Below are 23,458 nucleotides of genomic sequence, written 5' to 3'. Positions count from 1 at the left end.
CCTTCTCGGCGGAGCCACACGGATGGGGAATTTCGATGAGCGTCAGTGGGGAATTTCAGTGAGCGCGGTCACGGACACCACCAGCACATGAGTCACCCTGTCCCCGTGGACATCAGCATTGCCGACCCGGTCGCTCAACTCTCAGTGCCGGTCTATCACGGGACCCGGGTTTCGATGGCGGAACGGATCATGCGCGACGGGTTCGCACCCCTGCCGGTGTCAGAGCTGATCGAGGCCGTCACCGTCGCCCACGACGTCACCGCGGATGCGCTGATGGCAGACCTCGAGGCGTACAAACGGTTCGCGGTCGTCGACCCACGGACGGACACCGTGTTCACGACCGGCAACCCGGTGAAGGCCGGCAGCTGGGCCGACCGGGCACCGGAGGCCACCTGGGAGGCGCTGTGGGCCGTCTACCGCATCCGCCACCCGGAACTCGGCTGGGACTGGAACTCCTCTCAGGAGGGGCACCTGTGGGTGCTCGCGCAGCGCCTGGCCGACCCGCCGGCGGTGCTGGAGGCCACGGCGCCGCTCGGGGCGATTCGCAGGAGAAACGGTCGTCCGGCCGCAGAGCGCTTCCTAGCCGCGATCGAGTCGGGTGACCCGGCGGCAGTGGTGCAGGAGCACCGCATGTTCGGCAAGACACCCGAGTGGCTGGTGGATCCACGCGACATCACGGCGCGCGCCTTCACCCCGGTGGCCGCGAGGGTGGACAACGAGCTGCTGCTGTTCCTGTCCGGGGAGAGTGAGGAGACATTCCGCGAACAGCTGCGCACCGATCACTGGGGCGAGTGGGGCGCCAGCGCCCATCCGGGTGACCGACCATGGCATCCGTTCGACCAGGTGTGGGCGCGGCTGTCCGGTGACCGACGGGCCGAGTTGGAGGGGCTGGTCGGGATCCCGATCACGGCGCTGCTCGCAGAGCCAGCTGAGTTGGTGCCGGAGCCCTAAGTCTCCATCCACCGCGCCAGTTGCTCCCGCGCCTCGTCCTCGCTCACCGCTCCGGTACCCCGCAGCAGTCGGTGCCACTCCCGTTCTCCAACCAAGTACTCCTCCACCGGGGTCGGCAGCCGCAGCTCGGGCAGATCCTCCGCGTACTCGTCCACAACAGGGTTAGACGCACGCCAGCTGCGATCGGTTCCACCTGGTTCTCATTGGACTCCGCACAGAAACACCTGTCCGCCCGGTGCAAATCCTCAGGTGGTCTCACGACCAGGATGTACCTCGGGGGGATCTAGGCGACGCTAAACTGCCGGATCACCGCTCGCTGCGGCAATGGGAGCAGGCGACCTCATCATGGGCCCGCAGTCATACTGGAATCAGTGGATACACCTGACATCGACAATTCTCGCCGCTGGCCGCCCTGCCTCGACCGGCTCGGCGTCGCCGACCGTCGCGCTGTTATCAGCGCAATAGCCTGCGGGCGATTGTCTGGTTGGAATCCATCGAGACCCGCCGTGGAACGCCTGGCGGCTCTCGCCGCAGGCGAAATGTCAATTGACGTGTACATACGGCTGGTGCTCACCGAAGTTTCAAGCTAGGCCGGGAAGCCCCGGCAACTGACCCGAGCGATCTACTTTTGAATGCGATGCGCTCGTACCGGGTCCCGTGCGAGGCGTCAATCGCAATTCAGCGAAGGCAAGCCGCCCCGAGGCAGGCCCGGAAGGGCACTTGGGGAGCGATTATTAGCAGTGAAACCGCTTCGTGCGCGGCCGACTTAACACCCCGAAGTCGACTCTTCCGAAAAGCCACTTCCGGACCCGCGGGTTTGATTTTACTACCAGTAAGGCAGTGGCTTGTCTCAAATCCGTGCGGGACCGACCGCTTCCGTCGACTGGCAGTTTGGTCGCGTGGCGTCGGGCTTACGGAATCGCACGACACGGATGATCAGGGAAGATCGGCGAATAGTTCGATGATCCCTGGCTTTTGGAATCGCCTGACGAAGGCAAGTGGGCTGGATCCGTTGGCTAGCTGAGCGTTGGGGTTGGCTCCGCGTTTGAGCAGCAGTTGGGTGATAGGCACCGCACCGCGGGTAGTGTTCCTGACCGCCTTGTAGAGCGGCGTTTCACCCTTGTCGTTGGCGGCTTCGATGTCGGCGCCAGCATCGAGCAGAAGTCTCACGACGTCGACGCTGTCGGAAGCCGCAGCGAAGAGGAGCGGTGTGAAGCCTTGCGCGTCAGCGGCATTGACGTCCGCCCCCTCAGCCAGCAGCCGGGACACGTTTGAGACCTTGTACTCGTTTGCTTTGCGCCAGTTCTCCTCATCCAGCGCGGCGTCGGTTTGGGCCGCGATAAACGGAAGGTCGCTGGGGGCATCGATGGCCGCGTAGTGCAATGGGGTGCGGCCGCCTTCGTCGCGGTCGTTGTTCGTCATCGTGCTGCCTCCCGTGCAAGTTCGTTGGAGTGGTTGGCATTACCTGGTGCATCTTCGATGCGGTAGAGGCGCGGGTTGTTGCAGTATTCAATCAACTGCTCCCGAGTCCAGTGTTCCCTGATCGCTCGGTCTCGGATTCTCCACCACTCGTTGCCTGTCTCATGACCGTATTGATAGACGGGGTTCACTGGGTAACGGATACCGTCAGGCCCCTGGTAGTACTTGCCATCTGCTGTCTTGGGCAGGTTCAGGATGTCCTGGTCGTACTGCTTGCTGACAGGGACCAGTACGGAATCGTCAGTGGCACTGATGAAATATTTGCCGTCCGGTGTCCGCTCTGCGGCGGCTTCGATCGCTTGCTTGGTCCCGACCCTCAACTTGGGTCGAGTCAACAGGTCTACTCCGATATCGCTGACGAGCCCGGTGGTTTCCGCTGAGAACAAGGCGGCGCGCGCCGACAAAATCGGAGCCAGGTCACCAACAGTGCGCGCCGCGTTCGCAGCGGCACTTACAGTCGGCAAGGTCGATGCCTCTGCGGCGGCTCGAAACTCTCGAATGATGGTCGCGATCCGTGCACCTGTAGCGGTGAGCCGACTAACGTCGACAACTTTTGAGACGGCTTCGCTCGCGCCCAGCGTGACCGGAATGAGAACAGCGGCGATGACTTCGGTGACAACCACCGTCGCCCCGAGCACCAGCATTTCGTGGAGGATGCGCGAGTGGGCGTCGTCGATGGCCGCCGCGTAGGCATCGCACGTCTTGGCTGCCGCGTCGCATCCGTCCGCGCCCAGGCTGATGGCGTCGCGGGTCTTGGTGCAGTTGGCGATAGCAGCCGGAATCTCGGGTGACTTCTGGTCGGTGAGCAATGCGATGACGCCGAGCGACGAGGTGCCCCCATTAACCATGGACGCAGCGGAGCGGAGTTCGTTGCCGGCGTTTCGCCAGGCCGTGGCGGCAGCGCGCAGTTTGTCTTGATGGCCGTTTGGCCAGAGCTCACCTTGCACGTACGCCGAGATGGTGTGCCACCACTCGGGCACATCGTCATGCCCGCCTTCGGCCGCGGGGATCGCAGGCACCAGGAAGGTAGGGGCACTATCGGGCGGAAAGGCGGGAGCCCCTGGGCCGTTGGCTGCCGACTGCACGTCACCGTTGGAGTGGTTAACGGCGGTGGCATGCAGCAGATCGGTCACTTGCCCGGCGGCAAGGACGGAGGCTGATATTGCCTCCATCACGCCATTGCAGCCGTCGCGACCTCCGCAGAGCGGGTCGTATTTGGCTGCCCATTCATGTGCGCCGTTGTCGGTGCCAGCCATCCCCGCAGAGCCTTTGAGGACGCCGGCGAGCCGGGTGACCGCAGAAGCCGCCGCGTCGTGAACACTGCGATAGGTATCACCGGCCTGCTTGATGGCGGCCGGATCGACGTCTTGTGTCACGGCCACATCGCAGTGTTGATATCGATGACTTCGCTGTAGTTGCTATGGGCCGTTGTGGCAGCTTTCCGAAGGTCCGAGAGCGCTTCGCGCATCTGGGTTGCAGCCGCCATCCACTCGTCATGATGTGAACGGTGCGACTCAGCGGCGGCGCCATGCCATGACTCATGTAGACCTGCGATCTGCTTGTCCACCGCCCCAGCGACGCTCTCCGCCCTGCGCTCGAAGCTTTGAAGCTGCTCGACAAACTCGAGGAGTTCCTCCAATTCGACTCGGTAGGGCTTCATTAGAGATCCACCTCATTCACCGCGTGCGCCGCCGACGAGTCCGTCTCGTCATACATCGCTGCGGCACGAGCGAGCTGCTCCGCCTCGTAGGAAAGGACGTCGACGATCTTGCGGGCGCCCTCTTGCCATTCCTCCCACGACTGTGTGTAGGCCGACGCGGCCACGCCTTGCCATCCGTGCGACAGGTTGGCCCACTCCTGAATCAGACGCTGCAATTCTTCGTGCAGCTCTTGGGCATGGTTGGCGACAACATGAGCCGTGTTGAACGCTTCCTGCGCATTGACACGCAATTCATCAGCTGCCATGGCCCCTAACCCCACGCCTGCAATGCCACCCCACCCGCGGACACGTCCCTAACCGGCCAAACTATTCTAGGCTCCGCTTTGGGGCACCACCGACACCAAATCGTCGCTGGCAGTATGCTGCGCGGTTGCAGCTGGCGAGCTGCCCGCCTAGTACGGTGGTGGGTGGCTGCGCCGCACCTATTGAACAGAGTCCCTCTCTGTAGAGACGATGCCAAAGGGGGCGGGATGAGTAGCAACGGCTCATTTCGTAGCGTTCACCTCGTATTTCTGGTGGGGGTATTCGCCTTCCTCGTGCAGCTTCCGATGAGGGGTTGGATCACGCTCGGCGTGATCGCAGGCATCGTGGGCGTGATTGCATTCTCTATACGGGCTATACGGGCAGAAGAACATCGAAGAACGATGCGCGCCGTACAGGTAGAGCAGATCTTCATCGGGCGAGCCGCCGAAGCTGCCGCCGCCGAAGAGAAAGCCCGAACGGTACGGCAACAGCATATTGAGACCCTCGGTGTAGAAAACGCGGCACTCATCGACTCCGCACTCTCAGCATTAGAACAACTAAGTGCGTCGGAAGCTGCTCGAACAGGATGGCTCGGTGACATCGATTTCGCGCCTGACATCCGAGGAATTACTGACAACTTCGAGAAAGCACATGCCCTACGAAAAGTTGCCAACACGTTGTCGGCTCTGGATAAGCCGAGCGACGATGACCGTAGAATCCTCGCGGAAGCAAAGAACGCTATCGCCAACCTGGAACGCACTGCGAGCGAACGAGTGGGTTCAATCGTGAAGTGTGCCACGGAGGCACGCCTCATCGACAAAACCCTAAGCGACAAACGCAAGGACGCGAAGACCGCGGAGCAACGCGCGGAACTGCACGCCAAGTTGAGCGGCATGCTCTATGCGATTGAGGCCGCACCAAACACCACGGCGACGGATTCGGCCATAGATGCGGTGATAATGCGAGCCAACGCGTTCCGGGAAATTATGAGACCCAACTAGCGCGTGACGACGAGTGCTTGCTTAGCGATTGACCTAGACCGGAGGGCTGCCCCGAAAGCCCTCCCTCCGCCTTTACCGATTGTCCGACAGCCGATTCGGCCGCGTCGTATCCACGGATCACGGCAGCCGGATGCGGGAAGCCCAGCCCAGTCCGCCCTACAGCGGACCTCGACCCACCAACCCCAAGCGCATAGCGACTGGACCACCGGATGGGTCCCCCTCAGCGGACGTCCGATCCGCCCCGGAACGGCTCGAGTGTTTCCACAAACGGAACCCTGCGACGACAGCAGCCGTCTAATCGATTGCGGATTACGCCGAACGCTGCGCTTTACAGGCTGAAGGCCTCAATCCCGACGATCCGGACGTGGCCACTGCCATTGACCTCGTACGGTGGGAACTATCGATGATGATGGTCACCCGATGGCAACTAGCCTCGATTTTTCGCGGAATGTTGTGTGCATCGGGGTGTAGATAGGCGAAAGTGCCTGTCCTGCAAGGGATAATTGGACTTGTCTAGGGTTCAATGATTCCTACGGGAAGGCACTTCGCAGGTGAAGAGTATCGCGGGTGTATCGCGGGTGAAAGTGTCTGCTGACGGCCAGGGTGTCGTGTCGCATGCCGGGATGGGCATGCTGCGTGAGCTGGCCGACCGGACCGGCCTATCAGAGCAGGTCACGGCCGCGTTGGCGGACACCTATCGGGGCCCGTGGGTGTACGCCCCCGGGGAGGTGTTCGCTGATCTGGCCGCCGGGGTCGCCGACGGCGCGGACTGCATCGACGGGGTCGGGCAGCTGTGCGCCGATCGTGAGCACGTCTTCGGGGCGAAAGCCTCGACGACCACGATGTGGCGGTTGGTCGATGAGCGCATCGATGCCGCACACCTGCCGGGGATATGGGCGGCGCGAGCGACGGCACGGGCGGTGGCGTGGGAGGCCGGCGCGGGCCCGGCCACCCACGGCTGGCTGCCCATCGATGTGGATGCGACCCTGGTTCTCGATCACTCCGACAACAAGGCTGGCGCCGCGTCGACCTGGAAGAAGACGTTCGGCACCACCCGCTGCTGGCGTTTGTGGACCGACCCGAGATCTCCGGTGGGGAAGCCCTGGCGGGGATGTTGCGCAACGGCAATGCCGGCTCCAACACGGCCTCCGACCACATCATCCTGCTGGCTCGGGCACTGGCATCGCTTCCGGCTCGGTGGCGGCCTGATCCCGACAACCCCGCAGACCCGGACAAGCCGCGGGTACTGATCCGCAGCGACACCGCCGGAGCCACCCACAGATTCGCCGCAGCCTGCCGTGAGCAGGGAGTGGGTTTCTCGTTCGGCTACCCCGTCGATGTGCGGGTGCAGGACGCGGTGGACACCCTCAACCTCGGCGATGGCTGGTACCCAGCGATCGAGGCCGACGGCGGTATCCGTGACGGCGCCTGGGTCGCCGAGGCCACCGACCTGGTCAACCTGGCCCCCTGGCCAGCCGGGACCCGGCTGATCCTGCGCAAAGAACGCCCCCACCCCGGCGCCCAGTTGCGGTTCACCGACGCCGACGGCATGCGGGTCACCGCATTCATCACCGACACCGAACCCGGTGCCCTACCCGGCCAAATCGGCGGTCTGGAACTACGCCACCGCCAGCACGCCCGCGTCGAGGACCGCATCCGCGAACTCAAAGCCACCGGCCTGCGCAACCTGCCGTGTCACTCCTTCTGGGCCAACGCCGCCTGGCTGGAAATCGTGCTAGCCGCCGCTGACCTGGTCACCTGGGCCCGCCTGATCGGCTTCGGTGATCAACCCGCGCTGGCCCGCGCCGAGATCACCACATTCCGCTACCGCGTCCTGCACATCGCCGCCCGCATCACCCGCAGCGCCCGCCAACTGCGGCTCCGCCTCGATACCACCTGGCGATGGGCCACCCCCATCGCCACGGCCTGGCAACGCATCCGCTCAGCCTTCAGCTAGCCACCCGACCCCACGTCCCACCAACGATGAAAGACCAACGGCCCCAAGGAAAGCCCGCCCAACCCGGCGACACGGGACCGATCAACCACGCCACCACCCCGAGATCACCACCCAGCAACCCATCCACCATCAGACCGGGCCCACACCAATTCCCATGAAAAATCGAGGCTAGAGCCGGAATAGCGTTGGTGCCTATTCGGGCTCACCGACTACCCAGTCCGTCGCGATAGTGCAACCAGAATCGGATCATCAGCCTCAGCGGCTGCACCCGTGAACACCTCAATCTGTCCCAGATGGTAGTCACCGCAATAGGCCCTCCGGCCAGTACTTGTTGTGAGTCTTCGCGATCTTAAGGAGGTTGCCGCGCACCACTTTCAGGTCAGTGGTGGACGGGACGTCGTCGTCGTGACTCCCCGGATTGAGCACTTTGGGGAAGGTTTTCCACAGGCCCTTCTCCTCATTGTCGTTGACAACGAACGGCAGAACCAACGGGATCAACTCCCCGAGCGTGGATGCTTTCGTCTCGACGTCAGCGACTGACGTCGGCGTCCCGGCATCAGTTTGGCCGGTCGCGATCACCTGCTTGGCCAACCGCTCGGCAGCCGAACGCATCGTATTGCACGCCGATCGCCGCCCCTTCGCGGTGGGCGCATAGAGGCTTTCTTCTGCTTCAAGCATTAACTGGCCGAAGACATCTGACGTCTGAGTGGGTTCGGTACCGGCGATGATGTCGATCAAGTCAAGGTTGTAGGCGATGTAGCCGCTGCCGCCGTGGTTGGTTTGCGCCCACTCTGCAAGCTTGCTGTCGAAGGTGGTGATGATGACTTGAATTCCTTTGTTGAGTAACTGGCCCACGGTGTTCTGAACGAACGTGAGGCGGTGGTCTGCATCGCTACCAGGTATGGGGTCATCGAGCACCAGGATAGGTGCGCCCAGCAATTCCGTACGAGCCAGAAATATTGACAGACCCAGAGCGTTAAGCTGCGAATCGCTATAAACGCCAAGTGCTTCCCGCTCGATGGGCTCGCTAGCGTGATCGGCCCGTAGGGCGGCTACAAGGTTGACGAATAGTGCCCCGCCCGCCCGCCGTTTGATCCCACCAAACCCAACTAGTTCCTCCGGTCGGATTGTCGCCCACCATTTGGTGATGGTGTCGCTCATCTGGGCGAAGCGGGCGTCAAGCACTGCGCCAGCGGCTTCGCGAAGCTCTTTCTCGGCAGCGTTGAGGCGCTTGATCGTCCGCTGACGCGCAGCCTCCGCGACAACATCGACGACCACGTCAGCACGATGTGCGAGCAGATCGCTCACTTCAGTCAGACCACCGACCGTGATTCGATCCCGCGCAGCCACCTCGACCGCAGAGCGCAGCGCAGAGGCGCAGCGGCCGTACACTTCAGTTGCTGTGCGGAGGCCCCCGACGGCCGTGACGATCTGGCGATAACGATCGGGCAGATCATCCGACAGCGTGTTACGGCTGGCTACCGCGTCCCCCGCTTGCTCAAGGCTGCCACGTGCGAGCCCGACAGCCGCGACAAGAGTCCCTGCGGCGGTTGCGACCTGGCTCGCATGACCGCGCGCATCGGTCATCACGGCGATGTCGACACCGAGGTCACTCAGAGCGTTGGTCGCCTTCGCCCACTGATCGTCGGTCCAGGAGGCGACGGATGGCACGGCGCGGGCGACGCCATTCGACAGTTGGTCGAGGCTGTGACGAGCACCGCTCAGAGCCGTGGCAGCTGATTTGGCAGCCTCACCGAGAGCCTGCGTACGGTGCAAATGGCCTCGAAGTATGGCGATCCGCTCGGGTGTCAGCGCATGTTGTGTGCCACAGACCGGGCACTGGACAGGTTGGTCGAGAGCCGCGTACGTGGCTATGCCGAGCACCGCCTGAAGTACTGGTGTCACACGGGCGTCATGCTCGTCGGATTCAGTGAGGGCGTTGCTATAGGCGGTCATGTTGGGAGTCGATGGTGTGTCCCCTGACAACGGGACAACTGCGAACGCCGACAGTGGAAATGACTGTTCATGTTGAGCTTCCAAGGCGGCCTTGATCGCAATGTCGAGTGCGTCAACGGTTTCAAATGTCGGGGTGTTCCCGCTGCCGGCGGGGTCAGCCAGGACCGCTGCCCCGGCACTGAGCAACGCCCTTTCAATCGCGGTCCGCGCGGCGTCGACCGTGAGCGGCTTCTTGATGAGTGCGGTGATCGTCGAGCCAGCTGCAGCAGCGGGTGTACCTGACAACGCGTCAACGAGCCTTAACGACGCACCTGGCTGTTCGGAGTCGACCCTCCCGCGCGCAGCCCTGACTCGCTCGCGAAATTGGTCGAGGTCAGTCAGCGACAAGAGCGCCTTGAAGTAACCAACGCGCTGCTTGGGCTCGGTGGACAGGACGTGCCGCAGTGTGTGCTGCAGCAGTACCGGCGCGCGCACGGGCGGGTCAGCCAGGGTCAGCCCGATCTCTTCGAGGTCGGTGACCTCGACGCCATCCAGCAGCAGTCGACTTTCGCACTCAGTACCTTGACCGAAGTCGCACAACAGTTCTCGTCGGATCTTGTGGGTTTGTCCATCCGGCCCACGCAGCACTGCCTCGACATAGACGTCGGTATCGGTGGCTGGTAGGTGCGCATTGCGGAGACTGTCGTTGTACTCAGCCTTCGCTCCGCCCAGTAGGTCTCGACGGCTGCTACGACCGCTGAGTAGGAACTCGAATCCCTCGGCGAGACTGGTCTTTCCTTGGCTGTTGCCCGCGTGTACCACAACCAGCGGTGTGTCGAGCTGCATCACACGTGCCTCAGTGCCGAACGCCCGGAAGCCGCGAATCTCCAGTGACACTAACCGCGGCTGGCCCAGAGCGTTCACCGTTGACGCCACACCGCAACAACGGCGTCGAGCGCCGCATCGAGATCTGCGTCTGTGTCAGCCTCAACAACAGCTTCGGCCAAGGCGCGAGCGTCGGACACTGCGGGTGCTTCGCCCACCAATTTTTCCAGCAACGCACCTAAGTTCGGGAGGAGATCGCTCACCGTAGAAGCGTATCGATCGCCACGTAGCGCTCTACTTCCTCACCCAAAAGGGGCATCTCCAGCCCGAACCCTCCAGCGGCCCGTTTGAACAAATACAGCAGCGACTCACTATCCGTGTGCCCGAACCCCAAATACGACTTGATGATGAACCGTGTTCCCGTTGATGAACCGATAACCCTTGGTGGATGACGACGCATGTGTGCGGTGCAATGCACACCACACCGGGCAATACCCATGACGTCGGGCAACAGGACGTGACCCCTACGAAAACGCCGTCACCGGCGATTCGATCGTGAGCGCACTGACCAACATCATCAGCCGGGCGTTGAGCACCAACGTCTAGATGAGCAGGGCGCGGTCACGGTCGAAGCCGCCTTTGCTGTCGCGTCGTTGGTGGCGGTACTGGTGCTGTGTGTCGGCGGCCTCGGTGCGATGGGCGCGCAGATTCGCTGCATCGATGCGGCCCGGGAAGCCGCCCGGTTGGCGTCCCGGGGCGAGGGCGATACCGCCACTGCCGCCGCACGGCGGATCGCCCCGTCCGGCGCGGAGGTACACGTTGCCCACGACGGTGGCCTGGTGGTGGCCCGGGTCCGGGTGGGCACCGCGCTACCGGGGTTTACGGTGTCCGCCGAGGCGGCCGCGGTGCCCGAGCCCGGCGTCGGATGAACGCGGTGCCGCCACGTTGCTGGCCGCGGCGATGGTCGCGGCGGTGATCGTCATCGCGGCCGCTGGCGCCTACCTCGGGGCGGCGGTGACGGCCCGGCACCGGGCCCAGGCTGCCGCCGACCTGGCGGCCCTGGGCGCCGCCGGCGGGCTGGTCTCCGGACCCGACGCGGCCTGCGCTCAGGCCGGACGGCTCGCCGGGCTGATGCGTTCGGAGCTTGCCGTCTGCCGGGTCGACGGGCTCGACGTGGTGGTCGAGGTGTCCGTGCCGGTCCAGCTGGGCCGGTGGGGTGCCGGCCCGGCCCGGGCGTCCGCGCGCGCCGGGCCCGTGGAACCCGCCGGCCCATCGAGCTGATTCAGCCGAGCTTGTCCAGGTCTGCCGTGGCGACCTCGTCGTCGGTCGGCAGCCGCAGGGCGATCAACCCCGCGTAGGTGTCATCGTCGAGCTCGATCCGGTTGACCGTCATGTGTACCGGCCGCCAGCCGCCGTCGGCGGCGCGCATCCGCAGCACGGCGGTGGTGACGCCACTGCTGAACTCCGTGGTCATCCGGGCCATGTGCCGGGCGTCGATCGGGTGGATGCGGGCCGGCCCGCCGTCCCGGTTGCGCCAGTCGAAGAACGACGCGGGATCGTCGAGCCACTTCAGCAGCTTCCAGTTGTCGAGGTCGACCAGAGCCCGGTGCACCCCGGGCTGGGCGAGCCCGTTGAGGATGCGCTGGGCCAGACTGTCGGTCGGCGCCGCCGGGTTTTCCCGTTCGCTGCGCCAGTTCATCGCCCGGCAGATCAGCCGGTGGGAGCCGTCCTCCTGCGCTTCCTGGGCCACCCGCGCCGCGAATCCCACCGTGATGGGCTCCCCGCGATGGTCGGTGGCATCCCAGGTGGTGCACAAGGTTTTGCCGACCACCGGCCGGATCGCCATTGCCAGCACCTTGGCCTCACTGCTGTTGAGGTCGCGGCGGGGCAGGTCATCGGCGAACGTCCGGTCGTTGATGGCCTCGGTCGCCGGATTCAGCCCGATGTTCTGCAGGGATTCGGCGGTGTCGGTGGCGACGCCGGCGGTCAGGTCCCAGACCAGTGGACCGGGAACGGGACGTTGCGGTGGTTCGGCGTCGGCCGGACCGATCCAGACGTGCACCCCGTGGATGCACCCGTCGGACATCTGCACCACCTCGGTGCGGATCACGCGGTCGTTCTTGGGCGTGATGCTGCTGAGCCCTTTGCCGGCCTGCACGGTTTCCCTGATGGCGCTCTGGATTGCCATCAGGTGCGGATTCCGTCGCAGGAACGCACTGATCGGCACGAGATTCTTGGTATGAAGACCTCGTGCGACCACAACAGGCTCGCTGCCCAGCGTCTCCACGAGCAGCCAGTCGTGGGTCATGCGCGCCATTTTACCGGCGGGACAACCGCAGTCGGCACACCTGAGGGCTCAGCGAAGTCGTTCGGGTTGCAAACATGACTGAGTTCACGTAATTTGCCACTGCGCCCGGCCTCCGGGATTGGGAACGGATCGCGTTGTCCGACCGTTCGTCGCAGCGTCTGTGTGTTCGGCGTGGCCGAATGCAGCCACGTAGTTGTCGATCCGTGCAGGCGGCCGTCGAGGGGTCGGTCGTCAACACGGTCGGGGGATCACGCTGAGGACGTACTCAGCGCGCCGAGCACCAGACGGAGTACCCGCACCGCGCCGGCCTTGTCCAACGGATCGTTGCCGTTGCCGCACTTCGGCGACTGCACGCACGACGGGCAGCCCTGCGGGCACTCACAGGCCTCGATCGCCTCGGCCGTCGCGCCCCACCAGGTGCTCATCCTTCGGAATCCGCGCTCGGCGAATCCGGCGCCGCCGGGATAACCGTCGTAGACAAAGATCGACGGCAAACCCGCCACCGGTCCGACCGCCGTCGACACCCCGCCGATGTCGCCGCGGTCGCAACTGGCCACCAGCGGCAACAGGCCGATCGCCGCATGTTCGGCGGCATGCAGGCTTCCCGGTACTGCCAATGGGTCGATACCGTTGTCCTGCAACGCCTCCGGGGTGATCGTGCACATCACCGCCATCGTGTCCAAGGTGCTCGGCGGCAGGTCCAGCTCCACGAAATCGATTACCTCGCCGTCCATTCGGCGGCGCAGGAAGCCGACCACGGTGTTGGTCACCGACACCGGCACCAGACCCACCGTGACCGGGCCGAAGGTCGTGCGCTCACCGGGACCGGTGACCGTGATGTCGGTCAGTTCCCTGGCGAACGTGGTGTAGCCGGGATCGGCGGGGTAGACGAACGCCACCCCGTCGGAGAACGACAGGGAGTCAACCAGATAGGTCTCGCCCTGGTGCAGGTACACCGCACCGGGATGCAGCGACGCCGCCGCCTGGCCGGCGCCGGTGCTGCCCAGCATCCGGCCGGTGTCGGCCTCCAGGATGGCGATCTGGCCACCGCTGGAGCCGCGGATGTCCACGGCCGGGTGGGGATCTACCCCGGGCGCGGGGAAGAACCCGCTGGGGCGCTTGCGCAGCAGGCCGTCGTCGACCAGGGTTTCGGCCACCGCCTCGGCGTTCCACAGCCGGACCTCGGCCTCGGTCAACGGCAATTCTGCTGCGGCGCACAGCAATTGCGGACCCAGCACATGCGGATTCGTCGGGTCGATCACCACCCGCTCGATCGGCTTGTCCAACAGTGCCGCCGGATGGTGCACCAGGTAAGTGTCCAGTGGGTCGTCGCGGGCGATGAGCACGATCAGCGCGCCCTGCCCGCGCCGGCCGGACCGGCCGGCCTGCTGCCAGAACGAGGTGACCGTGCCGGGAAAGCCGGCCAGCACCACGGCATCCAGCCCGGCGATGTCGATGCCGAGCTCCAGCGCATTGGTGGTGGCCAGGCCCCGCAGTCGCCCGTCGGCCAAGGCGTTTTCGAGCTCGCGGCGATCCTCGGAAAGGTAACCGGCCCGATAGGAGGCGACCTGCTCGGCCAGGTTCGGGGCGGTGTCCTCCAGGCGGGCCCGGGTGCCCAACGCGGTCAGTTCGGCGCCGCGCCGCGAGCGCACGAACGTCAGGGTGCGGGCGCCCTCGGCGATCAGGTCGGCCATCACCCGGGAGGCCTCGGCGCCGGCCGAACGTCGTACCGGGGCACCGTTTTCCCCGGTGAGGTCGTCCAGCAGCGCCGGTTCCCACAGTGCGATCGTGCGCGCCCCCTGCGGCGAGCCGTCCTCGGTCACCTCGGCAACCGTCTGCCCGATCAGTTCGGCGGCCGTCTGCGCCGGGGAGGCCGTGGTCGCGCTGGCGAAGATGACCGTCGGCCCAGAACCCTCAGGGCAGTAACGCGCACACAACCGCAGCAACCGGCGCAGCACCAGCGCCACGTTGGACCCGAAAATGCCGCGGTAGTAATGGCATTCGTCGATCACGAGGAACTTGAGGTGGCGCAGGAACACCGCCCAGCGGGCGTGGTTGCGCAGCAGGGACAGGTGGATCATGTCCGGGTTGGAGAAAATCCACCGGGAGCGCTCCCGGGCGAACCGGCGCACCTCGGTGGCACTGTCGCCGTCGTATGGGGCCGGTGCGACGTCGCGCAGTGCGGGCACGGCCTCGGTGAGCTGCTGCGCGGTGCGCAACTGGTCGTGCCCGAGCGCCTTGGTCGGGGACAGGTAGAGCACCCGCGCCTGCCGATCGTCGGCCAGCGCCGACAGGATCGGCAGCTGGTAGGCCAACGACTTGCCCGACGCGGTCCCGGTGGAGATCACGACATGCCGTCCCGTGTGGGCGAACTCGGCGGCGTCGAGCTGATGCGACCACGGCGCGGTGATCCCGCGGTCGATCAGGGCCGAAACCACGTCCGGATGGGCCCACTGTGGCCACTGTTGCGGTTTGCCGTGTCGCGGCGGGATATCCGCGACGTGCCGTAGCGGATCTTCGCCGGACGGGGTGCCCTCGACAGCGCAAGCGAGCAGCTCACGGCCGAAATTTGACCCCAGATCCCGCACTGTGCGTCCTCCTGTCCTCGACCCTGCCCACGTCGGCCCGGATTTGGAAACGAATTGTTCACCACGCGCCGCACGTCGAGACTGTCGCAGCAGCGGAGAACATGGTTGACTGATCACGGTCGCAGCTTCTGTGTTTGTACTCGCACTCGCAGGATCGTCGTTGCGATCGCGGTTCCTGCGAGGGTTGTAGGTCGGGTCTGTTCCGGGCGACTCCACGAAGGTATGCGGTCGGAACGGGCCCGGTACGCCGGAAGTCGGTGGACCGCACCCGGTTGAAAGAGAAGGAAAGAACAAAAGATGCCACAGGGAACTGTGAAGTGGTTCAACGCGGAGAAGGGCTTCGGCTTCATTGCTCCGGAGGACGGCTCGGCCGACGTGTTTGTCCACTACACGGAAATCCAGGGCAGCGGCTTCCGCACCCTGGAGGAGAACCAGAAGGTTGAGTTCGAGGTAGGCCAGAGCCCCAAGGGGCCGCAGGCCACGGGTGTTCGGGCCATCTGAGCCAAGCAAACCCAACGAGACACCCCCGTGTGAGTCCAGATCGGACACCGCGGGGGTGTTTCCGTTTCTGCGGCCCGCGCTGGCCTAGTGTCGATTCGTGAGCCAGCTGTCCTTTTTCTCGGCCGAATCGGTGCCGCCCGCGGTCACCGATCTGACCGGGGTGCTCGCCGGGCCCGGCCAGATCGTGCTGTCGGGTAACGGAGGTCAGCAGGCGGCCCGGATCTCGGTGGTCGTCGACGCGCCGTGGCGGGCACAGGGGCTGGCCCAGATGATGAGGGAGGCTGGGCTGGTGCCCGAGATCTCCCGGACCGACGAGAACACCCCACTGGTGCGGACCGCACCGGATCCGCAGTTGATGCTGATCGCGCGGGACTGGACCAGGGGCGCGGTCAAGACGGTGCCCTCGTCGTGGCTGCCCGGGTCGCGCGAGCTGCGGGCCTGGACCCTGGCGGCGGGGACGCCGGAGGCTGACGACCGCTACCTGCTCGGGCTGGACCCGCACGCGCCCGACACCCACGCCGTGCTGGCCGCGGCCATGATGCGGGTGGGAATCGCCCCGACCCTGATCGGCACCAGAGGCTCGCATCCGGCGCTGCGGATCAGCGGTCGGCGACGCCTGTCACGCCTGGTAGAGAATGTGGGGGAACCGCCTGAGGAGGCTGCAGCGTTGGCGCAATGGCCACGTATTTAATGAGGCACACGCGGAGAGCCGGTTTGCGTAGGCTCTCGCGTAATGCGAAATTGTCAGTTGCCGGGCGTGGCGCGGCAACTATAGGAGTGGAGCGTAGGCACAGGTGGCTGGCGATAATGGCGGCAGCGGAAGCAAGGGACCCGTCCGGCGACTCGTGATTGTCGAGTCGCCGACGAAGGCGCGCAAGATTGCCGGATACCTCGGTTCCAACTACGTCGTCGAATCCTCCCGTGGACACATTCGCGATCTGCCGCGCAATGCCGCTGACGTGCCCGCCAAGTACAAATCCGAGCCGTGGGCCCGCCTCGGGGTCAACGTCGACGACAACTTCGAACCGCTCTACATCGTCAGCCCGGACAAGAAGAGCACGGTCACCGAGCTCAAAGGCTTGTTGAAGGACGTCGACGAGCTCTACCTCGCCACCGACGGTGACCGCGAGGGCGAGGCCATCGCCTGGCACCTGCTGGAGACGCTGAAGCCCAAGGTGCCGGTCAAGCGGATGGTGTTCCACGAGATCACCGAGCCGGCCATCCGGGCTGCCGCCGAGAACCCCCGCGACCTCGACATCGCCCTGGTCGACGCCCAGGAAACCCGCCGTATCCTCGACCGGCTCTACGGCTACGAGGTCTCCCCGGTGCTGTGGAAGAAGGTCGCGCCGAAGCTGTCGGCGGGCCGGGTGCAGTCGGTGGCCACCCGCATCATCGTGCGGCGCGAGCGGGAACGTATGGCGTTCCGCAGCGCCGGCTACTGGGACGTCAGCGCCGAGCTGGATGCCTCCGTGTCCGACCCCGCGGCTTCGCCGCCCAGGTTCACCGCCAAGCTCAACACCGTCGACGGGCGCCGGGTCGCCGCCGGCCGCGATTTCGATTCGCTGGGCCAGCTGAAAAAGCCCGACGAGGTGCTGGTGCTCGACGAGGCCAGCGCCGGGGCCCTGGCCGCCGGGCTGCGCGGGGCGCAGCTTCAGGTCAGCTCCGTCGAGCAGAAGCCGTACACCCGCCGCCCGTACGCGCCGTTCATGACGTCGACGCTGCAGCAGGAGGCGGCCCGCAAGCTGCGGTTCTCCTCCGAGCGCACCATGAGCATCGCGCAGCGGCTGTACGAGAACGGCTACATCACCTACATGCGTACCGACTCGACGACGCTGTCGGAGTCGGCCATCAACGCCGCCCGCAACCAGGCCCGACAGCTCTACGGCGACGAGTACGTGCACCCCTCGCCGCGGCAGTACACCCGCAAGGTCAAAAACGCCCAGGAAGCGCACGAGGCGATCCGCCCCGCCGGTGACGTGTTCCAGACCCCCGGGCAGCTGCACAGCGCCCTGGACACCGACGAGTTCCGGCTCTACGAGCTGATCTGGCAGCGCACCGTGGCCTCACAGATGGCCGATGCCCGCGGGACGACGTTGTCGCTGCGGATCGCCGGAGCCGCCCCGGCGGCGACATTGGGAGGGGCTCAGGCGTCCGATATTCAGGTCGTCTTCAACGCCTCGGGCCGCACCATCACGTTCCCCGGCTTCCTCAAGGCCTACGTCGAGAGCCTCGACGAGCAGGCCGGCGGTGAGGCCGACGACGCCGAGAGCCGACTGCCGAACCTGACCCAGGGCCAGCGCGTCGATGCCGCGGATCTGACTGCCGACGGCCACACCACCAGCCCGCCGGCCCGCTACACCGAGGCGTCGCTGATCAAGGCGCTCGAAGAGCTGGGCATCGGCCGCCCGTCGACCTACAGCTCGATCATCAAGACCATCCAGGACCGCGGCTACGTGGTCAAGAAGGGCAGCGCGCTGGTGCCGTCCTGGGTGGCGTTCGCCGTGGTGGGGCTGCTGGAAAACCACTTCGGCCGGTTGGTGGACTACGACTTCACCGCGGCCATGGAAGACGAGCTCGACGAGATCGCCAACGGTCAGGAGCAGCGCACCAACTGGCTGTCGAACTTCTACTTCGGCGGTGAGCACGGCGTCGAGGGCTCGATCGCCCGCGCCGGCGGTCTCAAGCATCTCGTCGGCGGCAACCTCGAAGGTATCGACGCGCGAGAAGTCAACTCCATCAAGCTCTTTGACGACGATGAGGGCCGCGCGATCGTGGTCCGGGTCGGCCGTAACGGGCCGTACCTGGAGCGGATGATCGCCGACCCGGACAATCCGGGGGAGCTCAAGCCCCAGCGCGCCAATCTCAAGGACGAGCTGACCCCCGACGAGCTGACCCTGGAGCTCGCCGAAAAGGCGTTCGCCACACCGCAAGAGGGCCGCGTGCTGGGTGTCGACCCAGTGTCGGGACACGAAATCGTGGCCAAGGACGGACGATTCGGTCCCTACGTCACCGAGATCCTGCCGGAACCTCCCGAGGACCCGGACGCCGGGACAACGGCGAAGAAAAGCAAGAAGCCGACCGGGCCCAAGCCGCGCACCGGATCCCTGCTGCGCACAATGGATCTGGAGACCGTGACGCTCGACGACGCGCTCAAGCTGTTGTCGCTGCCGCGGGTGGTCGGCGTCGACCCGTCGAACAACGAGGAGATCACCGCGCAGAACGGCCGCTACGGCCCATACCTCAAGCGCGGCACCGACTCTCGCTCGTTGGCCACTGAAGAGCAGATGTTCACCATCACCCTCGACGAGGCGCTCAAGATCTACGCCGAGCCAAAACGTCGTGGGCGCCAGGCCGCCGCGGCCCCGCCGCTGCGGGAGCTGGGGACGGACCCGGCCTCGGGCAAGCCGATGGTGATCAAGGACGGTCGCTTCGGCCCGTACGTCACCGACGGCGAGACCAACGCGAGCCTGCGCAAGGGCGATGACGTCGCCTCGATCACCGACGAGCGGGCCTCGGAGCTGCTGGCCGACCGTCGGGCGCGCGGTCCGGTCAAGAAGGCCGCCAAGAAGGCCCCCGCGAAGAAGGCCGCGGCCAAGAAGACGGCCGCCAAGAAGGCTCCGGCCAAGAAAGCCGCCGCCAAGAAGGCTTAGCCGGTCAGGTCGCTTTCGGCGATATCTTCGGTGACTTCGTCTGTGACGTCACGATCGGGTTCGGCAGCGCCCGGCAGCACCAGGTTCATCGGGCGGGCCAGCTGGGTGGGCACGGTGCGGCCGCGCAGCTCGACGATCTCGCCGACGTCCCAGCTCAGCGCCTCGGCGTCGAGCGCGCCGCTGACCGCGATCGCCGAGGCCAGCACGTGGCCCTCCTCCAGTTTCGCGAGCTCGGTGAGCCGGGCCGCCTCGTTGACCGGGTCGCCGATCACGGTGTATTCGAACCGGGCCTGAGCGCCGATGTGACCGGCGATCGCCCGCCCGGCCGAGACCCCGATACCGAACTCGATGTCGGTGCCCAGCACGCTGAGCAGCTCGTCGTGTAGTTCACGGGAGGCGGCCAGCGCGCCGCCGGAGGCGTCGGGATGTTCGATGGGCGCACCGAAGATGGCCAGGGCCGCGTCACCCTGGAACTTGTTGACGAACCCGCCGTGGCGGTTGACGGTGTCGACGATGACCCGGAAGAACTCGTTGAGCAGGTTCACCACGTCGCCGGCCGGGATCGTCGAGGCCAGGTGCGTCGACCCCACCAGGTCCACGAACAGCACGGCCACGTCGCGTTCCTGCCCGCCCAGCTCGGTGCCGCGCTCCAGGGCACGGCGGGCCACGTCCTCACCCACATAGCGGCCGAACAGGTCGCGCAGCCGCTGCCGCTCGGCCAGCTCGCGGACCATGTCGTTGAAGCCGGCCTGCAGCAGGCCCAGCTCGCTGGCGTCGTAGATCTGCATGTGCGCGTTGTAGTTACCGCGCTGCACCTCGCCCAGCGCCCAGCGCAACTGGCGCAGCGGATCGGCGATCGACATCGCCACCAGCACCGTGCTGGACAGCCCGATCACCAAGGCGGCGATGGCCAGCAGCAACAGCGGCGTGATCAGCCGGTCGGCGGATGCGGTCAGGATCGAGAACTTGCTGGCCACCAAGGCCAGCACGATGGCCAGCACCGGCACGCCCGTCGACAGCACCCAGGTGAGCACCTGGCGCAGGATCACGCCGGGGGCACGGAAGTTCTCCGGCACCCCGCCGCGCAGCGCGGCGACCGCGACCGGGCGCAGTACCCGCTCGGACTGCAGGTAGCCGATGATCGCGGTGGCGGTGGCGCCCAGCGCGGTGGCCACCAGCACCACCGGCGCGGACTTGCTGGCGACCGGCCAGCTGGCCACGATGAACACGATCGAGCCCAGGAACCAGTTCGTGACGCTGATCAGGGTCCGGTAGTACGGCATCTTCAGCGCGCGCACCCGGGCCAGCTCGGTGATGTCCGGGTCGGACTTGGACAGCAGGGTGTCGCGCCGCTGCCACCGGATCACCGGGATCAGCAGCCGCAACGCCAGGTAGGCGCCCACGGTGAACGAGACGAACAGGTAACCCAGGAAGATCGCCAGGTTGAACACCGGCAGATCCTGCAGCTGGATCCGGTCCTCCGGCGGTAGGCCGAAGCGCAGGAAGCCCAGCACGAACAACGCACCGATGATGTCGGACTGCAACATGCCCAGCGTGAACACCGGCCACGGGGTACGCGCCACCCACCTGACGAATGCGTTGATTCGCCCGATCGGTACTGCCTGCGCGCTCACCCGTTTACCGTATCGGGCGCCGCTGACGTTGACCGCCGCTGTGACGTGGTTGTGTCGGCTTGACCACTACTGTTGGGGGCGATGAGCGGGGTGTTTTCGCGGCTGGTGGGCCAGCACGCGGTGGAACAGGAGCTGGTTGCTGCGGCTTTGGCGGCCCGTGGTGATTCGCCACACAGTGGCACCACAGTCGGCACCATGACACATGCGTGGTTGATCACCGGGCCGCCCGGCTCGGGGCGCTCGGTGGCGGCGCTGTGTTTCGCGGCTGCCCTGCAGTGCACGTCGGACGGGGTGCCGGGGTGCGGTGAATGCCGGGCCTGCACGACGACGATGGCCGGCACCCACGCCGACGTGCGCCGCATCGTGCCCGAGGGGTTGTCCATCGCGGTCAAGGAGATGCGCGAGATCGTCCAGATCGCGTCGCGGCGGCCCGGGACCGGCCGCTGGCAGATCGTGGTGATCGAAGATGCCGATCGGCTCACCGAAGGGGCGGCAAATGCGCTGCTCAAGGTGGTGGAGGAGCCGCCACCGTCGACGGTGTTCCTGCTGTGTGCGCCGTCGGTGGACCCTGAGGACATCGCGATCACGCTGCGCTCCCGGTGCCGGCACGTGGCGCTGACCACGCCGTCGGTGGAGGCCATCGCCGACGTGCTGATCGCCGGTGACGGGCTGCCTGAGGACGACGCCCGCTGGGCGGCCTCGGTCAGCGGCGGCCATGTGGGCCGGGCCCGCCGTCTGGCGACCGATCCGGAGGCTCGGGAGCGCCGCAAACGCGCGTTGGGGCTGGCCCGCGATGCGGCCACCCCGGCGCGGGCCTTCGCCGCCGCCGAGGAGATGGTGGCCGTCGCCGAGGCCGAAGCGCTGGCCCTGACTGCCGGGCGCAACGAGACCGAGACCGAAGAGCTCAAGACGGCGCTCGGGGCGGGCGGGACGGGCAAGGGCACTGCCGCCACCACCCGCGGCACCGCCGGCGCACTCAAGGAGCTGGAAAGACGACAGAAGTCCCGGCAGACCCGCGCCTCGCGCGATGCGCTGGACCGGGCCCTGATCGACCTGGCCACCTACTTCCGGGATGCCCTGCTGGTGTCGTCAGGAGCCGGCGGTGTCACGGCCAACCACCCGGACATGGCCGAGAAGGTGGCGGCCATGGCCGAGCACGTACCGGCCGACCGGCTGCTGCGCTGCATCGAGGCGGTGCTGGACTGCCGCGAGGCGCTGGCCGTCAACGTCAAGCCGAAGTTCGCCGTCGACGCCATGGTGGCCACCGTCGGGCAGGCGCTGAGAGGCTGAGTTGGGTCCCGGCCTGGGCCTGCCGTAGACTCGTGCCGCCCGGTTCGCCCGGGTGCGCCACCCTAGCTCAGTCGGTAGAGCAATTCACTCGTAATGAATAGGTCAGGGGTTCGATTCCCCTGGGTGGCTCCATGTTTGCAGGTCAGAAGCTCGCGATTGTCACGCTAGAGTGGCGCCCGGTTTCGACAGCCACTCCAGCCTGACAATGGCGAGCGGTTACACCGGATCGGGATCGGTGAGCACCTGCTTGGCCACCTTCATCGCGGTGTTGGCGTTCGGGAAGCCCGCATAGCCGCTGGCGTGATAGATGACCTCGGCGATCTCGTCCTGGGTGAGGCCGTTTCGCAGACCGATCCTGACGTGTGACTCGAACTCGTCGGTGGCCCGCAGGGCGATCAGGATGCCCATGGTGACCAGGCTGCGGTCACGACGGCTCAGCCCGTCACGGCTCCACAACCGGCCGAAGACATTGTCGACGCCGATGGCCAGCAGCTCGTCACCGAAGCTGCCGTCGGGTTCGACCACATCTGCCGGCAGGTGGGGCACCATCTCGTGGAGGACCCGCAGGCCTTGTTCGCGTACGTCATCAGTCATGCCTGCCAGCTTGGCATGCGGTTCACTCCCCAGTGGCAGTGATGACGACGACCGGTGCGCCCTCGGCAAGGAACGCTTTGGACTTGATCTTGGTGCTGGTGAATGCCGCGTCCAGCTGAGGACTGGAAAGGTAGCCGCTTTGCGGAAGCGAATCCTGCAACGACTCCCACACGTCGGGCTCGTTCGTAGTCGGAATCGGACGGTACTTCGCCTTCAGATCATCAGCTGTGGACGGCGTCAGCTCAACGATGCTGTCGATCCAATACAAAGACGGTCCAGGGACCTCGGGATCACCCATGTCTCCGCTGACCCACGAGGCGGCGACAGGCGACCCGAGCGCGGGGAAGCGCTTGGTCAACGGTTCCAGCTCATGCCGGACTGGGTTGGACATGGTCTTGGCTGCGGGAGCGGTCACGGTTCTCTCCATCTGTTGCCCATCGAGTGAACTGGGGAAGCACGCTGAAAGCCCGACAGCGACCAATATCAGCGGCAGGGCTACGGCGCTAACTCTGCTCACCCCACGAAAATTCGTCACGGCAGCGTCACTCCTCCGGTGTTGCGATTGTTGTCGGGCGGTCGCACGCCACCTGGACTGCCTCTGCCATCCACACGGTCCTCGCGCCCGGGATTGAATTGTGGTTGGCCACCCTGATCGGCGCTCGGCGCACTGCCCAGTTCCCAGGTGACGGTTCGGGTGACTTCCCCGTGGGAGTCGAAAGGCCTGGCCCATCCCAGTTCCGTGAATCTGCCATTCTCGTTGTCGGACGCACCGGTGCCGATGT

Annotated in this window: 20 protein-coding genes, 1 tRNA gene and 2 pseudogenes; 11 read left to right on the top strand and 12 right to left on the bottom strand. The window is 65.8% G+C overall.

The genetic code is table 11. The features are described 5' to 3' along the window. The first annotated feature begins 105 nt into the window (after positions 1–105). Complete coding sequence (locus FR943_RS24175) at positions 106–951, top strand: hypothetical protein (RefSeq protein ID WP_217160804.1); 846 nt, start codon at positions 106–108, stop codon at positions 949–951. On the opposite strand, the gene FR943_RS24170 is transcribed toward FR943_RS24175, so the two are convergent. The 5 genes from FR943_RS24170 to FR943_RS24145 all read right to left on the bottom strand — a co-directional run bounded on the left by FR943_RS24170 (position 948) and on the right by FR943_RS24145 (position 4,395). Continuing rightward, a complete protein-coding gene (locus FR943_RS24170; protein WP_217160821.1) occupies positions 948–1,106 on the bottom strand; it encodes a hypothetical protein in 159 nt (52 codons plus the stop codon). The two genes, FR943_RS24175 and FR943_RS24170, sit on opposite strands and share 4 nt — an antisense overlap. A 781-nt stretch (positions 1,107–1,887) precedes the next feature. Continuing rightward, complete coding sequence (locus tag FR943_RS24160; protein WP_217160802.1) at positions 1,888–2,373, bottom strand: ankyrin repeat domain-containing protein; 486 nt, start codon at positions 2,371–2,373, stop codon at positions 1,888–1,890. Then, positions 2,370–3,806, bottom strand: a complete 1,437-nt coding sequence (locus FR943_RS26790) for a GH-E family nuclease (RefSeq protein WP_217160801.1) — start codon at positions 3,804–3,806, stop codon at positions 2,370–2,372. The genes FR943_RS24160 and FR943_RS26790 overlap by 4 nt, the downstream gene beginning before the upstream one ends. Next, positions 3,803–4,090: a WXG100 family type VII secretion target gene (locus FR943_RS24150; RefSeq protein ID WP_217160800.1), complete on the bottom strand. Its 288-nt coding sequence runs from the start codon at positions 4,088–4,090 to the stop codon at positions 3,803–3,805. The genes FR943_RS26790 and FR943_RS24150 overlap by 4 nt, the downstream gene beginning before the upstream one ends. Then, complete coding sequence (locus tag FR943_RS24145) at positions 4,090–4,395, bottom strand: WXG100 family type VII secretion target (protein ID WP_217160799.1); 306 nt, start codon at positions 4,393–4,395, stop codon at positions 4,090–4,092. The genes FR943_RS24150 and FR943_RS24145 overlap by 1 nt, the downstream gene beginning before the upstream one ends. Positions 4,396–4,620: 225 nt before the next feature. On the opposite strand from FR943_RS24145, the gene FR943_RS24140 reads away from it, so the two are divergent. Further along, positions 4,621–5,394 (top strand): hypothetical protein, encoded by a 774-nt coding sequence (locus tag FR943_RS24140; RefSeq protein ID WP_246585242.1) that lies wholly within the window; start codon positions 4,621–4,623, stop codon positions 5,392–5,394. 551 nt (positions 5,395–5,945) lie between these two features. Continuing rightward, positions 5,946–7,351: pseudogene (locus FR943_RS24135) on the top strand (IS1380 family transposase). A 300-nt stretch (positions 7,352–7,651) separates the two neighbouring features. On the opposite strand, the gene FR943_RS24130 reads toward FR943_RS24135, so the two are convergent. Both FR943_RS24130 and FR943_RS24125 read right to left on the bottom strand, forming a co-directional pair. Beyond that, on the bottom strand, positions 7,652–10,183 hold the full coding sequence (locus FR943_RS24130) for an AAA family ATPase (protein ID WP_308170646.1): 2,532 nt from the start codon (positions 10,181–10,183) through the stop codon (positions 7,652–7,654). 23 nt (positions 10,184–10,206) lie between these two features. Next, complete coding sequence (locus tag FR943_RS24125) at positions 10,207–10,374, bottom strand: hypothetical protein (RefSeq protein WP_217160797.1); 168 nt, start codon at positions 10,372–10,374, stop codon at positions 10,207–10,209. A 274-nt stretch (positions 10,375–10,648) separates the two neighbouring features. Between FR943_RS24125 and FR943_RS26545 the strand changes: the two are divergent. From FR943_RS26545 to FR943_RS26535, 3 genes and pseudogenes are all read left to right on the top strand, one after another. After that, a pseudogene (locus FR943_RS26545) lies at positions 10,649–10,717 on the top strand (DUF4244 domain-containing protein); the annotation flags it as partial. A gap of 50 nt (positions 10,718–10,767) precedes the next feature. Then, on the top strand, positions 10,768–11,040 hold the full coding sequence (locus FR943_RS26540; RefSeq protein ID WP_308170645.1) for a TadE family type IV pilus minor pilin: 273 nt from the start codon (positions 10,768–10,770) through the stop codon (positions 11,038–11,040). A gap of 16 nt (positions 11,041–11,056) precedes the next feature. Continuing rightward, positions 11,057–11,392, top strand: coding sequence for an Rv3654c family TadE-like protein (locus FR943_RS26535; RefSeq protein ID WP_246585239.1), 336 nt, complete (start codon positions 11,057–11,059; stop codon positions 11,390–11,392). Between the two features lies 1 nt (position 11,393). Here the strand turns inward: FR943_RS26535 and FR943_RS24115 are convergent, their stop codons facing one another. After that, positions 11,394–12,419, bottom strand: a complete 1,026-nt coding sequence (locus FR943_RS24115; protein ID WP_217160795.1) for a PAS domain-containing protein — start codon at positions 12,417–12,419, stop codon at positions 11,394–11,396. Between the two features lie 248 nt (positions 12,420–12,667). Beyond that, positions 12,668–15,007: a DNA 3'-5' helicase SftH gene (gene sftH / locus FR943_RS24110; protein ID WP_308170644.1), complete on the bottom strand. Its 2,340-nt coding sequence runs from the start codon at positions 15,005–15,007 to the stop codon at positions 12,668–12,670. Between the two features lie 297 nt (positions 15,008–15,304). Here sftH and FR943_RS24105 point away from each other — a divergent pair, with 297 nt between their 5' ends. The 3 genes from FR943_RS24105 (at position 15,305) to topA (ending at position 19,158) form a co-directional block, all read left to right on the top strand. Then, a complete protein-coding gene (locus FR943_RS24105) occupies positions 15,305–15,508 on the top strand; it encodes a cold-shock protein (RefSeq protein WP_003882601.1) in 204 nt (67 codons plus the stop codon). 97 nt (positions 15,509–15,605) lie between these two features. Next, positions 15,606–16,199: a hypothetical protein gene (locus FR943_RS24100; protein WP_217160794.1), complete on the top strand. Its 594-nt coding sequence runs from the start codon at positions 15,606–15,608 to the stop codon at positions 16,197–16,199. 103 nt (positions 16,200–16,302) lie between these two features. Further along, the gene (gene topA / locus FR943_RS24095; RefSeq protein WP_217160793.1) at positions 16,303–19,158 is read left to right on the top strand and encodes a type I DNA topoisomerase; all 2,856 of its coding nucleotides are present in this window, start codon (positions 16,303–16,305) and stop codon (positions 19,156–19,158) included. Here the strand turns inward: topA and FR943_RS24090 are convergent. Then, entirely contained in the window at positions 19,155–20,792 is a 1,638-nt protein-coding gene (locus FR943_RS24090; RefSeq protein WP_217160792.1) for an adenylate/guanylate cyclase domain-containing protein, read from the bottom strand. The genes topA and FR943_RS24090 overlap by 4 nt on opposite strands. Before the next feature lie 81 nt (positions 20,793–20,873). On the opposite strand from FR943_RS24090, the gene FR943_RS24085 reads away from it, so the two are divergent. Continuing rightward, a complete protein-coding gene (locus FR943_RS24085) occupies positions 20,874–22,082 on the top strand; it encodes a DNA polymerase III subunit delta' (RefSeq protein ID WP_217160791.1) in 1,209 nt (402 codons plus the stop codon). A 56-nt stretch (positions 22,083–22,138) separates the two neighbouring features. Then, positions 22,139–22,214: transfer RNA gene (locus FR943_RS24080), tRNA-Thr, on the top strand. An 84-nt stretch (positions 22,215–22,298) separates the two neighbouring features. Here FR943_RS24080 and FR943_RS24075 read toward each other — a convergent pair. Then, on the bottom strand, positions 22,299–22,676 hold the full coding sequence (locus tag FR943_RS24075) for a carboxymuconolactone decarboxylase family protein (protein ID WP_217160790.1): 378 nt from the start codon (positions 22,674–22,676) through the stop codon (positions 22,299–22,301). Positions 22,677–22,698: 22 nt separating this feature from the next. Further along, on the bottom strand, positions 22,699–23,091 hold the full coding sequence (locus tag FR943_RS24070; RefSeq protein WP_217160789.1) for a hypothetical protein: 393 nt from the start codon (positions 23,089–23,091) through the stop codon (positions 22,699–22,701). Between the last annotated feature and the right edge of the window lie 367 nt (positions 23,092–23,458).

The sequence above is a fragment of the [Mycobacterium] fortunisiensis genome, from assembly GCF_019050325.1.
GTDB lineage: Bacteria > Actinomycetota > Actinomycetes > Mycobacteriales > Mycobacteriaceae > Mycobacterium > Mycobacterium fortunisiensis.
Note: the sequence above shows the minus strand (reverse complement) of the source record. Positions and strands in the feature narration are given on the sequence as shown.